The organism is Vibrio hepatarius (assembly GCF_043642085.1).
Taxonomy (GTDB): domain Bacteria; phylum Pseudomonadota; class Gammaproteobacteria; order Enterobacterales; family Vibrionaceae; genus Vibrio; species Vibrio hepatarius_C.
The window spans coordinates 176,996-190,668 of the sequence record NZ_JBHZSA010000001.1 but is presented as its reverse complement, the minus strand read 5'-3'; the positions used below and the strand labels follow the sequence as shown (position 1 = coordinate 190,668).

The window sequence follows — 13,673 nt, the reverse complement described above, 5'->3', positions numbered from 1 at the left end:
GGAGAGAAGCGATGAGCTCCTCTTCTAAGCTTCATGCACACTCAAGCAAACTCACTTCAGTAAGGTTATGTCACGGCTGTGAACTGCCTGTCGATCTTGTCGAAGTCGAAAAAGGCAAAAGCGCACACTGTCCACGTTGTAATACCCATCTATATAGAGGAGGAACCCCTTCTCTATCTGGTAACCTCGCTGTTGCCGTCGCTTGTCTTCTGCTATTTATACCTTCGCATTTTTTCGATTTTATTAGCATTCGACTGTTTGGGATGATGATCCCCGCAACGCTGCCTTCCGGTGTATTAAGCCTGTTTAATGAAGGCTTTGTACTTCTCTCCATCTTAATCATATTTTGTAGCTCAATTGCCCCACTCTTGGTCTGTAGCTCAGTCGTCACCGCACATATCGCGCTAAAATATCGAGCATTTAAACTGCTCAAGTATTCGCTTTCAATTATTCAGCACTTGAAAACTTGGGTGATGATCGACGTATTTCTTGTCAGCATCGCCATTTCCTGTTTTAAGCTTCAGGATTATTCTGATATCTATGTTGGGCCAGGCCTGATCGGTTTGATTCTGCTGCAAGTCGCGACCATTTTATTGATTACTCGCGTTAGCGTTCGTCGCTATTGGGAAGCCTTCCAACCAGAAGATAACTACCACCTACCAGAGAAAACGCTACACTGTCACCAATGTCATCTATCTCAGCCTGAAGGTGAGCTATGCGTACGTTGTCATAGCCCTATTCACCATCGTAAACCCAATTCTATCCAAAAAACTTGGGCCTATTTGATTGCTGCGAGTATCGCGATTTTTCCTGCTAACCTAATTCCGATATCGATACTACTGACTAATGGTAAACGTCTAGAAGACACCATTTTTTCCGGCGTCGCATCACTGGTAAATAGTGGCATGATTGGTATTGCTGTCATTATATTTGTAGCCAGTATTGTCGTTCCGGTCGCTAAGATTATCGGTCTCTCATATTTGTTACTGGCGATACAATTCAAAAGAAAGATCTATCACAAACACAGAATGTTTATATATTTTGTGATTAAGTGGATTGGGCGTTGGTCAATGATGGACCTGTTTGTTATTTCGATCATGATGACCTTAGTCGATCGTGGTCAGGTTCTCGATTTTACGCCCGGCTACGGCGCTGTAGCATTTGGCTTAGTGGTTGTTTTGACCATGCTGGCCGCTGAAAGCATGGATCCAAGATTAATTTGGGATAACTACCCTGATGAAGTTAAACAGAAAGAGTCTATAAATGAGTAATTCTTCTCCAACTCAAAACTCGTATTCACCGCATATAAAGCGCAATAAAGGGATATCGCCACTCTGGCTGTTACCAATAATCACTATGGTACTTGCGGGTTGGTTGGTGTTTAAAGCGGTTCAAGATGCTGGGCAACGAGTGCAGATCTATTTTTCTGATGCACAGGGGCTCATTGCTGGTCGAACAACCATCCGATACCAAGGCCTAGAAGTGGGTATGGTCAAGGACATTAGCTTGGCAGAAGATCTTCAAAGTATTTATGTTGATGCGGATATTTACCCTGAAGCCACTAAGCTTTTAACCAAAGAAACGCGCTTTTGGATGGTTAAGCCGACTGCAAGTCTCTCCGGAGTCTCTGGCTTAGATGCGCTTGTATCTGGTAACTACATTGCTATTTCTCCGGGTAACAACCCTTCTGAGCCAGAGACAGAATTTACAGCGTTAGAAAGAGCGCCATCAGATCTCCTGGCTGAAGCTGGCCTCAATATTTCGCTCAAGTCGCGCGACCTTGGCGGTATCTCAGTTGGCTCTCAAATCGTTTATCGTAAGATACCGATTGGTGAGGTTTACAGTTACCAGCTCGACTCCGAGTCCAAAAACGTCATCATTCAAGCTTCAATCCAAGACGAATATCGCCATATCATCACCGACGACAGTCGTTTCTGGAATGTAAGCGGTATTGGCGCAAATATCGGCTTTGAAGGTGTCGATGTACGCTTAGAAAGTTTAAGTGCGTTGATTGGTGGTTCAATCGCGGTGGATTCACCAGACGGAGGTGAACCCGTCGCTGATAATACGCAATTTAGACTTTATAAAGACATTAAGACTGCGGGTCGCGGTATTGCAATTAAAATTGCCCTGCCCGACGGCAACAATATCAGCGCCTCAGGTGCCCCTATTATGTACAGAGGCATAGAAGTTGGCCAAGTCACGGACTTAGAGTTAAGCGAAGGCCGAGAAGAAATCGTTGCTTCTGCCGCTATTCAACCAGCATTCAGCGACATGTTGACGACAGGAAGCCGTTTCATTCTTGAGGAAGCAAAGGTATCACTGTCTGGTGTTGAGAATATCGCCAACATAGTTAAGGGCAACTTCTTAACCATCGTTCCGGGTGATGGTGAGCGTTCCCGTGCCTTTAGCGCGGTGCGTAAAGATGACTTCAACCGCCAGCAAGCGCGCTCGGTTTCACTGCAGCTTGTCGCCGACAACTCTTTTGGTCTTGATAAAGGCGCAAACATTCTTTATCGCGGAATTAGTATCGGCTCTGTCACTCAGGTCAGCCTAGCTAAAGATAAGGTTCACTTCGATATACTTATCGACAGTGCCTACTCTTCGCTAATCAAATCTCAAAACAGATTCTTTGTAACGGGTAGCGCAAGCGCGGAACTCACCGAGTCTGGCTTAAACATTACTGTTCCGCCAGCAAAACAGCTCTTAACTGGCTCTATTAGCTTCGTCAGCGAAGGAAAAGAGACACCGCTCGACGAATACAAGCTCTATCCAAGTAAATCACTAGCAGAGCTAGCGAAATACAACATGTCAGGCTCTACTCAACTCACACTGTTTGCCAACGAGCTACCGCCAATTAGTAAAGGCAGCCCACTACTCTATCGCAACTTACAAGTCGGCAGCATCTCAGATTTTTACTTAGTCGACGGTGGTGTAATTATCACGGCAAGTATTGAGAACCAATACAAACACCTTGTTACTGGCCAGACCGTATTTTGGAACCGTTCTGGTGTTGAAATTGATGCAAGCTTAGCGGGTGTAAGCGTTAAAGCCGCACCGCTGAAATCGCTTATCCAAGGTGGCATTGCGTTTGACTCACTTCCTGGCGTCGACAACAAGCAAAACGACAAATGGCTACTTTATGATGACTTCAAAACCGCTCGTAAATTCGGTCAGGTAATCACATTAAACTTTGAAGGGGAAAATGCCCTCTCTAAAGGCACTGTGATTAATTACAACGGAATTAAAGTGGGTGAAGTAACGCTCGTCGTACCTAACTTTAAGCGACACACTGTCGAGGTGAAAGCGCGTATTCTGCCAGAATACACCAACGCGATCGCTGCTGAAGGATCCTACTTCTGGTTACCGAAAGCTGAAGTCGGCTTACGTGGTGTGAAAAACATTCAGAACTTACTCTCTCAATCGATTAGCGTTCAACCGGGGCAAGGTAAGGCAAAGAATACCTTTACCCTGCACAAGACTAAGAAAGCGACTCAGGGCGTTCAATTTACACTGCAGAGTGAGTCCAGAGGCTCGATTGCAATCGGTACACCAATACTCTACCGCGATATCGAAGTGGGTGAAGTGACGCACGTATCTCTTGGGGAGTTCGCTGATCGCATCGTATCTAAAATCGTTATTAAGCCTGAGTATGCCTATTTAGTTCGACAAAATAGTGTGTTTTGGAATGCATCTGGCGTTGACGTCTCTATCGGCTTAACTGGGGCAAACATCAAGGCAGGCACTTTTGATAGCCTCGTTCGCGGTGGGATCTCCTTCTCTACGCCAGAGCAGAGTCAGTTAGAGCCTATCGCAAAGGACGGCCATACCTTCTATCTTAATGCGAAAGCGGAGGAAAGCTGGAAAGCATGGAGAACCGCCATCCCTAAGCCATAATCAATAAGAAAAACGCAGCCTAATCGCTGCGTTTTTTCTTTTAATTGGCTATAATCATCGCCCTTTCAAGCTTGTAGAGACAGAACCTTGCACCAGAATGTATATCTCCCAGCCGAATTCCTCAGCGAAATTGAAGCGATTCTTCCATCTCAACTTAACATGGAAGACTTTATCGCCGCTTGCCAACGTCCATTACGTAAAAGCATTCGTGTCAACACGTTAAAGATTTCGATTGAGGCATTCTTAGCACGCGCTAAAAGCAAAGGTTGGCAATTGGAACCCGTTCCTTGGTGTGAAGAAGGCTTTTGGATAGAAGCAGATGAGTCAGAAGTGCCATTAGGTAACACAGCGGAGCACATGTCGGGGCTATTCTATATTCAAGAAGCCAGCTCGATGATGCCGGTTTCCGCTCTGTTTAATGACAAAGATGAAGAGTTTAGCGCTGTACTTGATATGGCGGCGGCACCGGGTTCTAAAACCACTCAAATCGCCGCGCAAATGGGTAACGCTGGCGTGTTGGTCGCGAATGAGTTTTCTGCCAGCCGCGTAAAAGTACTACATGCAAATATTGAACGTTGTGGCGTTCGAAATGCTGCCCTATCTAACTATGATGGCCGCGTATTTGGTGGTTGGTTACCGGAACAGTTTGATGCGGTATTGATTGATGCACCATGCTCTGGTGAAGGCACAGTTCGTAAAGATGCTGATGCAATGAAGAACTGGACGAAAGAGTCCGTTATCTCTATTTCTGAGACGCAGAAAGATCTTATCGAAAGTGCGTTCCATGCACTAAAGCCAAATGGCGTGATGGTGTATTCAACTTGTACTCTTAGCATTGAAGAAAACCAACAGGTTTGTCTTCACCTAAAAGAGACTTTTGGTGACCTTGTTGAATTTGAAAGCCTAGCAAACCTGTTTACTGACGCGGATAAATCACTAACAGAAGAAGGCTTCCTGCATATCTTCCCACAGGTATACGACTGTGAAGGTTTCTTTGTCGCGAGAATACGTAAAGCAGGTTCAGTTGAAGCGCCAAAAGTTAAAAAGCGTTTAGGTAAGTTTCCATTTGAGAAAGCAAGCGCCAAGGTACAAAGCGACATTGCTAAGCAACTTAAACAGACACTGGATATTTCATTACCCGATGACGCATCTGTGTGGCTACGTGACAATGATGTTTGGCTGTTCCCCGACGCGCTAGAACCTATGCTTGGAGAGTTCCGCTTTTCACGTATGGGAATTAAAATCGCAGAAGCTCATAAGAAAGGTTACCGCTGGCAACACCAAGTTGCGACAACCCTTGCTACGGGTGAAGAAGCTATGTGTGTAGCACTTTCTATTGAGGATGCACGTGAATGGTTTATGGGACGCGATGTTCGCCCAGCCGACCTTTCAGGTAAAGGTGAAGTGTTTGTAAAATTTGATAACGATGTGATTGGCTTAGGAAAATGGGTTGGAAATCGAATTAAGAATGGTTTACCAAGAGAACTGGTAAGAGATAAAAACCTATTCTAAACCGTAAAACATTAGTATGAAATTCTACACTGACCGTGCAAACTCCAGATATTGTACTAGAATTAATTTATTGATTTGAAATATCAACCAATTAGCGCAGGCTCAATGTGAGCCCTTCCCCAGGCCCATAGCAGGATCAGCTTTGGGCCACTTTTTTTAAGCCGCACAACTCGGCGGCTTAAACGTATCGAGATAAGCGTTAAGCTAAACGAATACCTTCTTTATCGATAACAATCTTACCTTGCTTGTAAAGGCCACCAATGGTCTTTTTAAATGTACCTTTACTGGTTCTAAACGCTGCAAAGATCGCTTCTGGTGAAGACTTATCGTTTAGTGGAAGGAAGCCACCTTTTTTCTCTAGCAGATCCATCACTTTTTGGCTCAAGTCGTCCATCTTCTCTACACCAATCTTTTGTAGCGACAGGTCGATTTTGCCATCTTCACGAATGCTCTTGATGTAGCCCTTTAGCTGTTTACCAATGAACAGCTTACCAAACACATCTGACTTAAAGATCATGCCCCAGTGTTCACCTTCAACAATCGCCTTAAAGCCTAAGTCGCTGCGTTCAGCAATGATAAGATCAACTTGCTGGTTGCGCGTGTAATTTGCCGGCGTTTTGTCCAATAGCTTATTAAACTTAGTGGTACCAACAATACGTCCAGACGCTTTGTCTGTATACACGTAGACCAATACGTTTTGTCCTTCAGAGAAACGAGCACGCTGCTCACTGAATGGAATAAGAAGGTCTTTACCTTTAATACCCCAGTCCGCAAATGCACCTGTCGCATTTACGCCTTCGATCTTCATAAGACCCCACTCGCCCACTTGAGCAATTGGAGTTTCAGTTGTGGCGACTAACTGACTGTCAGAATCGAAGTATAAAAACGCATCAACGAAACCACCCACTTCGGTACCTTCCGGAACGAAACGGTTTGGTAATAAGGTTGTGCCGTAATCCCCTGCATCAAGGAATACGCCAAAATCGGCTGTTTTTACTACTTCTAAGTGGTTAATCTGACCAACTTTAATCATTTCAACTGTCTCTTGTTAAATTTGCGGTGATTATAGCGAATCTCTGTTATGCTTGCGCCAGATATTTAGTACTTTTTTTAGGAGCTTTATTTGTTAACCGTTGATAAGCAGGACGGCATAACTCTCAAAATCTCACATGCAATGGCAGCAACCAAAAAGTCAGACCTCGACTTGTATTTTTTCGTCCCTGGCGAACTTGGGCTGTCCCCTGACGTTATCAAAGAGAGTGAGTTCTACTACGAGTCTATTGCTCAAAAACGCGCTTACTACAGTGACAAAACGCTCTTGCCTTTAGTCCACAGTCGACTCGCTAAACGAGGCCGACTTTCTACAACTCAATACCGCGTAAGTTTGAGTCTCTTCGCCTATCAATACGTCATCGCGTTAGATAAAGCGGTTAACGAGCTCAACAAGCACAATAAAGAAAGTGTCACGACTGACGAAGTCGACGAAGTCATTAAACTATCGCTCGATATCCTTAAAAAGCTACGTCGTGGTATCCCTTACGAAGAAAGCTTAAAGCGCTACTATGCCAATATCGATAACTACTTGTCTTGGTATACCGGCCAACGCCTGATGTCGCTGGTGGCGCACATGCCTCGCGATAGCGAATATAAAAGCTTGAAAGAGAGCTTACTGGCGATCGTCGAAAAAGAAGCCGCTCATCGTAAGCTAAATAACTATAACTCGAAGAGTGTACGTGACGACGTAACGCGACTAAGTAATAAAATGCGCTTACTACGCCGATTGATTGAGCACCCTGTTGTTCTACAGGAAAAAACTCAATCACTGGGTAAAAACATGAAACGCGTTGTTAAAGGCGGAGCAACTGGCTTCGTCATGGTATTCGTTACCATCACCGCGATTCTTGCTCGTGACTACTGGGGTGAAATCACCGCTTCGTTTATCGTTTTAATGTCATTCGTTTACGCATTGCGTGAGATCTTTAAAGATGACCTTCGCGACGTTATGTGGCGATGGATTCGTAAAGGTCGCCCTAAATGGCGTAAATTGTACTTAGACCCAACAACCAAAAAAGCCGTTGGACAAAAGCTTGAATGGCTAGATTACAAGGTTCTTGATAAGTTACCTGACCGCATTAAGTCGATCCGAAAAAAGCGTGTGGTGCAAAGAGAAGAACAGATCCTTCACTACAGCTCAAAGACTGAGATGTCGACGTCAAAGTTCATGAGTGGTTATGAGGAAACAAGAGAATCAATACTAGTAAGCATGCGCGAGCTTACCCGCTTGATGGACAAAGGCTCGAACAAAGTCTACACGCATAACAACGGCCAGGTTAGTCGCGAGTCTGTAGAGAAACGCCATCTTATCAATTTGATTGCCAAGGAAAACAATCACAACGGCCAAGTAAAATACTACCGTTGGAAGATTGTTTTAAATCGAAGCAAAATCGTCGCTGTCGAGCAAATGGAAGTGGAAGAGGTTAATCACCCTTTCGCTTCAGTGACAGAGTAAGATAGAACTCCGCCATTGGCTCATCGCCATGGAGTGATGGGCATATGGCGGTGATTTTTACCGCTTCATTCACCCTCTCTCCGGTATCAAACGTTCGCTTAAGCATTTGATCGATCTGTTTGCCATCTTCACATATGAAATGAACATCCGCTTCAGGACGCTTCAAAAATTGCCCCTCTACAGCTTTAAACGCTAATGACACCTTTCTGCCACTGTCTTGAGCTTTGCTCATTGCCATAAAACCACCAGCAACATCAGCCCCAACCGCTAAAACACCAAAATACATGCTGTTTAAATGGTTCTTTGTCCGTCGTCTGATCGGAATCTTAACTTCGACTCGCTCTTCATCGAGATGCAGAATTTTTGGTCTTGCTAACCATATGAAGGGAACTTTGAAAAAACCAAAGTAGTTTAGGTATAGGTTTGCTTTAGTAAGCGGAGATAACATGCGACTAGTCCGACCAGTGAGTATGTGACTAGTTGATAATGAAAAAAGGCCAATGTCAACAATTTGTTAACATTGACCTTGTAAAACAGTGACCATCTTAAACATGTAAAGTTACGGCGTCACCACCGCGTCTACATTATCATATTCTGCTACTGTCTCTTGAATACGAGCATATTGCTCTAAAGCATTGCTACAAAGAACAACAGGTTTATTACTGCTATGAGCCGACTTAACCACTTGCTCTATCAGTTGGATAACCGCATCACTTTGAGGATCAAAAAGGTATTCAAGCTCTTCACTTAGGCGGTCGATGCCAAGTGTAAATTGTGCAAGGTTTTCCAGATTAATGACAACACCATCAAAGTAATGCAGTAACTTTTCTGAAAGTAGCGCGCCTGCTGGCACATCAACGGTATACAGCACCTTGAACCCATTTAACCCACGAGGAAGTCCCTGCTCGGCAAGTAAATCAATGATTTTTGCTGCATCAGAAAGCCCACGTACAAAAGGAACCACGACCTCTACATTGCAATCTTGTGCCTGCAACGCCTTGATAACTTTACATTCAAGAGCAAATTGATGATTAAATGGTTGGGCAGCAAATCGTGAAACACCTCTAACACCAAGTGCTGGGTTAGTTTCATCCAGCTCTACTTTGCCGCCAAGCAGTGAGCTAAAGCTGTCGCTATCTGCACCACTTAAACTCACACGGACGGCTGTATGACTAGGCTTAACTGCTGAAAGGATCTGCTCTGTTAGCGTTGATACAAAGTGCGTTTCAACGTCCAATTCACCTAAAATAGAGTTGATTGAGGCGATTTCTATCTCATCCAATGGTTCTTTCGATTCACCATAAGTTGGATGATAAAAAACATGTTCTAGAATCAATTCAGATAAAGATACAAACAAATGAGAGCCCTCAAATTCCGTATCTAGTTTTGGTAGTGACTCACCAATATTTAAGGAAGGATGCAAACTGCTCGAACTATTTTGACTCATTACTGCTCCGTGCAAACATTTTGTTGTGTTTATAACCTTCAACATACCGCTCGACTTACTCTAACACAAGGGTAGATCAGCATTTTTACTTTACCTAAGTGCATAATTTTTCAGATTTACACACCGATAGAGATAAGATTGACGATAAGTGGTTTATTCCTAGGTTCGTTTCCGCTATCTTTACCGCTTCGCAATAGAAATACAGGCTGTGGTATGCCACTTAAAACCGATGAATTAAGAACCCAACCACTGGGTCCAATGCCAACTCCGGCAGAACTAGGAAGCGCGCATCCGATTACGGACGAAGTCGCAGAACGCATTGCACAGTCACGTCGTCAAATTGAAAACATTCTTTCAGGGGAAGACCAACGCCTATTGGTGATCGTCGGCCCTTGTTCAGTGCATGATACGGAAGCTGCTATTGATTACGCTGAGCGCCTAGCGGCAATTCAAGAGCAATACAAAGATGAACTTTTCGTCGTTATGCGTACGTACTTTGAAAAGCCACGTACTGTTGTTGGTTGGAAAGGTCTGATTACCGACCCTAACCTTGATGGTTCATACGCTCTTGAAGCTGGCTTAAACAAAGCGCGCAAATTGCTTTTAGATATCAACAAACTTGGCCTTGCGACTGCGACCGAGTTCCTAGATATGATTACGGGTCAGTACATCGCTGATCTTATCACTTGGGGCGCGATTGGCGCTCGTACTACAGAATCACAAATCCACCGTGAGATGGCGTCTGCGTTATCTTGCCCTGTTGGATTTAAAAACGGTACGAACGGCAACATTAAAATCGCAATTGATGCAATTCGGGCATCTCAGGCATCTCACTACTTCTACTCACCAGATAAAAATGGTCGTATGACTGTTTATCGCACCAGTGGTAACCCATTTGGTCACGTGATTCTACGTGGTGGTGAAACAGGCCCTAACTTCGATGCTGAATCTGTTGATGCGGCATGTAAGCAACTTGGCGAATTCGGTTTACCTGAACGTTTGGTTGTTGATTTCAGCCACGCTAACTGCCAAAAGCAGCACCGTAAGCAGTTGGATGTCGCAAAAGACATCTGTGAGCAAATCAAGTCAGGTAAGAATCAAGTCGCAGGTATCATGGCAGAGAGCTTCATCCTTGAAGGCAATCAGCCAATGAATGACCTAGACAACCTTACTTACGGACAGTCGATTACCGACCCATGTTTAGGTTGGGAAGACACACGTACCATGCTTGAAATGTTAGCTAACGCAGTCAAAGCCCGTTCATAATTAAAAGGATTCCAACATGCCATCATTTGATATTGTATCTGAAGTCGATTCAGTAGAACTTCGTAATGCAGTCGATAATGCTTCACGTGAACTATCAACGCGTTTTGATTTCCGTGGTGTTGAAGCATCTTTTGAAATGCAAAAAGACGAGTCTGTTAGATTAAACGCCGAAGGTGACTTCCAGCTTAAGCAAATGCGTGACATTTTACGCGGAAACTTAGCGAAGCGCGGTGTTGATGCAAATTCAATGGATGCGAAAAGCGAAGAAGCAACAGGCAAAAACTGGCATCAAATTGTTCTCTTTAAACAAGGCATCGAAACGCCAATGGCGAAAAAGATCGTTAAGTTAATTAAAGACAACAAAATGAAAGTTCAGGCTTCAATTCAAGGCGAGAAAGTTCGCGTGACGGGTAAAAAGCGTGATGACCTACAAGCGGTTATCGCCCTTATTCGCGATGCAGAGCTTGGTCAACCGTTCCAATACGAAAACTTCCGTGACTAACACTAACTCAAGCTAGTTCAAAGAAAAAGGCCAGATACGATTTCGTATCTGGCCTTTTTTATTTTTGACTTCCCAGTGAGATGATTGTGTCCGAACCTTGTATAAAGGTGACGTTCGTCGAGTGAGGAGCCAACAACACCACTACCCGCTTATCTTCGTTCTTAGCGATTTCTATCTGGGTGGATAAGTCCGCTTGATTAGCAAATTCTAGACGCTCTGCATCCCGTCTAACTAAATCCACAAACGCGAACGGGCATTGACTATCGAATAGCACGATTTCTGCTTGTTGCATCAATCGTAACGCTTTTAGCGTCAGTAGCTCTACATCATTACCATGTTCTATCCAGGTCACTGACCCTTTACGGCTAAAGCCTACCTCTAGCGCATTTTTATACGCCGCTTCTAAAATAGCATTGGTACTGGCATTATCGACATCTGGGCGGGCAAAGAACATTTCCCAAAACTTACGACGCTCATCGACGGTCGGCAATTTTTCTTTTATATCATTGCGCTTGGACGCAGCAAAATCTGCCTGCAACGATAAGTTTTGCGGTAATACCGCTTCTATCTTCTCGCGCATATTACGTATTAAAACAGGAGCTGCACCACCACTAGAAATCGCGAGCTGAATGCGGCCACGATTAATCATCGAAGGGGTAATAAAATCACAATAGGGTAAATCATCAACGACATTGACTAAAATTCCTTTGCGCTTCGCATCACGGTGTACCTGATGATTCAAACTAGGGTTATCTGTTGTCGCCCAAACCTGTACGTAAGACGTTTCAAGCAATTCTTCAGAATAGAAGCCCTGAATCCACTGGCACTCACCTTTGTCGATCAATTGACTCAAATAATTTTCTACTTGAGGGGAGACGATCGTTACACTCGCTCCTGCCCTCACTAGGCTATCCACTTTGCGACTCGCGACTTCGCCACCGCCAACGACTAAGACGGGTTTATGGTTCAAATTCACGAATAGAGGAAAATACTGCATTTCATTCCTTGATGTGTATAAGGGGCTGTTCTACTGATACTACCAAAAACAAGCGATAACGTAGATGCCCTTTCTTTCACCTGACCGACATATAACCAAATTTTCATCGATCTTTAGTTAAATATTCCAGACATCTAGGGTTTGTATAATTATCAAATCTAAAATCATTGATAATTTTATCACACCAGTCTGTCGTTTCTATTTTGTGAACTTATACACTGTTTACATTGTCGTAACATTTCGCCATTCTAATGTCTGTCAGGAAATGTGAGTTCATTCAAAAATCTTTTTAAATTATAGAGTTGTGAAAACACAATTCCTTTCCTACGCTTATAACTGGTTGATTTAACAAAGACTCAATAAAGAGCACTGCAACCAAACAAATAATGAAACACAACAGAGCTTAATCGTTGCATCGAGAAATCTCGATTTAACACGGATCATACAGGAAGGATACAAATGGCACATAAACTAACACTTCTTGCTTCAGTTGTAGCAGCATCTACTGCACTGATGTCTACTAGCGCTTCTGCAGCAGATAGCACGCTTGATAAAGTAACTAAACAAGGCTTCTTAACTTGTGGTGTAAGTACTGGCTTGCCAGGCTTCTCTAACCCGAACTCTAAAGGCGAATGGGAAGGCATCGACGTAGAATACTGTCAAGGTCTTGCAGCTGCCGTTTTGGGCGATAAGACAAAAGTTAAATACGTACCGCTAACAGCAAAAGAGCGTTTCACTGCCCTACAATCTGGTGAAATCGACGTGCTTTCTCGTAACACAACATGGACGCTACACCGTGATACAGCACTAGGTCTTAACTTCGTCGGTGTTAACTACTACGACGGTCAAGGTTTCATGGTTAAGAAAGATCTTGGCCTGACAAGTGCTAAAGAGCTAGATGGCGCTTCTGTTTGTGTTCAGTCTGGTACAACGACTGAGCTTAACCTAGCAGACTACTTCCGTAATAGCGGTATGTCTTACAAGCCAGTTGTATTTGATACAGCAGCTCAAACATCTAAAGGTTTCGATGCTGGCCGTTGTGACGTACTAACAACTGACCAATCAGGTCTTTACGCTCTTCGTCTAAACCTTCAAGACCCGTCTTCAGCACAAGTACTACCAGAAATCATTTCCAAAGAGCCACTAGGCCCAGTAGTTCGTCAAGGTGATGACCAGTGGTTTAACATTGCTAAGTGGACACTTGCTGCAATGGTGAACGCAGAAGAGTACGGTATTTCCTCTAAGAATGCTGACGAAATGCTGAAGTCTAAAGATCCAAACATCAAACGTATCCTAGGTGTCGATGGCCCTAAAGGTAAAGGCCTAGGTATCCGTGATGACTGGGGTTACCAAGTAATTAAACAAGTAGGTAACTACGGTGAGAGCTTCGAGCGTACAGTTGGTGAAGGTTCACCTCTGCAAATCTCTCGTGGCGTGAACGCTCTGTGGAATGCAGGCGGCTTCATGTACGCTCCACCAATCCGTTAACTTTTAAAGTTACAACACAAAATGGGCGGTTTTGGCCGCCCTTTTTAATAAAAAA

The 13,673-nt window shown here is 44.0% G+C and carries 11 protein-coding genes; 7 read left to right on the top strand and 4 right to left on the bottom strand.

Going from position 1 to position 13,673, the window contains the following annotated elements:
- The first annotated feature begins 11 nt into the window (after window positions 1–11).
- The 3 genes from ACHUFZ_RS00890 (at window position 12) to rsmF (ending at window position 5,409) form a co-directional block, all read left to right on the top strand.
- Entirely contained in the window at window positions 12–1,271 is a 1,260-nt protein-coding gene (locus ACHUFZ_RS00890; protein WP_394125470.1) for a PqiA/YebS family transporter subunit, read from the top strand.
- Window positions 1,264–3,897 carry a PqiB family protein gene (locus ACHUFZ_RS00885; RefSeq protein WP_394125469.1) on the top strand — a complete coding sequence of 878 codons (2,634 nt, stop codon included), beginning with the start codon at window positions 1,264–1,266 and terminating at the stop codon, window positions 3,895–3,897. The genes ACHUFZ_RS00890 and ACHUFZ_RS00885 overlap by 8 nt, the downstream gene beginning before the upstream one ends.
- Before the next feature lie 87 nt (window positions 3,898–3,984).
- On the top strand, window positions 3,985–5,409 hold the full coding sequence (gene rsmF, locus ACHUFZ_RS00880; RefSeq protein WP_394125468.1) for a 16S rRNA (cytosine(1407)-C(5))-methyltransferase RsmF: 1,425 nt from the start codon (window positions 3,985–3,987) through the stop codon (window positions 5,407–5,409).
- 199 nt (window positions 5,410–5,608) lie between these two features.
- On the opposite strand, the gene ACHUFZ_RS00875 is transcribed toward rsmF, so the two are convergent.
- Complete coding sequence (locus ACHUFZ_RS00875) at window positions 5,609–6,442, bottom strand: CvfB family protein (protein ID WP_134837141.1); 834 nt, start codon at window positions 6,440–6,442, stop codon at window positions 5,609–5,611.
- A gap of 90 nt (window positions 6,443–6,532) precedes the next feature.
- Here ACHUFZ_RS00875 and ACHUFZ_RS00870 point away from each other — a divergent pair, with 90 nt between their 5' ends.
- A complete protein-coding gene (locus tag ACHUFZ_RS00870) occupies window positions 6,533–7,918 on the top strand; it encodes a hypothetical protein (protein WP_394125467.1) in 1,386 nt (461 codons plus the stop codon).
- On the opposite strand, the gene ACHUFZ_RS00865 is transcribed toward ACHUFZ_RS00870, so the two are convergent.
- Both ACHUFZ_RS00865 and ACHUFZ_RS00860 read right to left on the bottom strand, forming a co-directional pair.
- Complete coding sequence (locus tag ACHUFZ_RS00865) at window positions 7,887–8,366, bottom strand: PaaI family thioesterase (protein ID WP_394125466.1); 480 nt, start codon at window positions 8,364–8,366, stop codon at window positions 7,887–7,889. The two genes, ACHUFZ_RS00870 and ACHUFZ_RS00865, sit on opposite strands and share 32 nt — an antisense overlap.
- A gap of 111 nt (window positions 8,367–8,477) precedes the next feature.
- Complete coding sequence (locus ACHUFZ_RS00860) at window positions 8,478–9,365, bottom strand: putative PEP-binding protein (RefSeq protein WP_394125465.1); 888 nt, start codon at window positions 9,363–9,365, stop codon at window positions 8,478–8,480.
- A 213-nt stretch (window positions 9,366–9,578) separates the two neighbouring features.
- Here ACHUFZ_RS00860 and ACHUFZ_RS00855 point away from each other — a divergent pair, with 213 nt between their 5' ends.
- Together ACHUFZ_RS00855 and ACHUFZ_RS00850 are read left to right on the top strand one after the other, a co-directional pair.
- On the top strand, window positions 9,579–10,631 hold the full coding sequence (locus ACHUFZ_RS00855; RefSeq protein ID WP_394125464.1) for a 3-deoxy-7-phosphoheptulonate synthase: 1,053 nt from the start codon (window positions 9,579–9,581) through the stop codon (window positions 10,629–10,631).
- Window positions 10,632–10,647: 16 nt separating this feature from the next.
- On the top strand, window positions 10,648–11,133 hold the full coding sequence (locus ACHUFZ_RS00850; protein ID WP_053440406.1) for a YajQ family cyclic di-GMP-binding protein: 486 nt from the start codon (window positions 10,648–10,650) through the stop codon (window positions 11,131–11,133).
- 58 nt (window positions 11,134–11,191) lie between these two features.
- Here ACHUFZ_RS00850 and ACHUFZ_RS00845 read toward each other — a convergent pair whose 3' ends face one another.
- Window positions 11,192–12,130: an NAD(P)-dependent oxidoreductase gene (locus ACHUFZ_RS00845; RefSeq protein WP_394125463.1), complete on the bottom strand. Its 939-nt coding sequence runs from the start codon at window positions 12,128–12,130 to the stop codon at window positions 11,192–11,194.
- 459 nt (window positions 12,131–12,589) lie between these two features.
- Here ACHUFZ_RS00845 and ACHUFZ_RS00840 point away from each other — a divergent pair, with 459 nt between their 5' ends.
- Complete coding sequence (locus ACHUFZ_RS00840) at window positions 12,590–13,618, top strand: amino acid ABC transporter substrate-binding protein (RefSeq protein WP_053440404.1); 1,029 nt, start codon at window positions 12,590–12,592, stop codon at window positions 13,616–13,618.
- Window positions 13,619–13,673 lie beyond the last annotated feature (55 nt).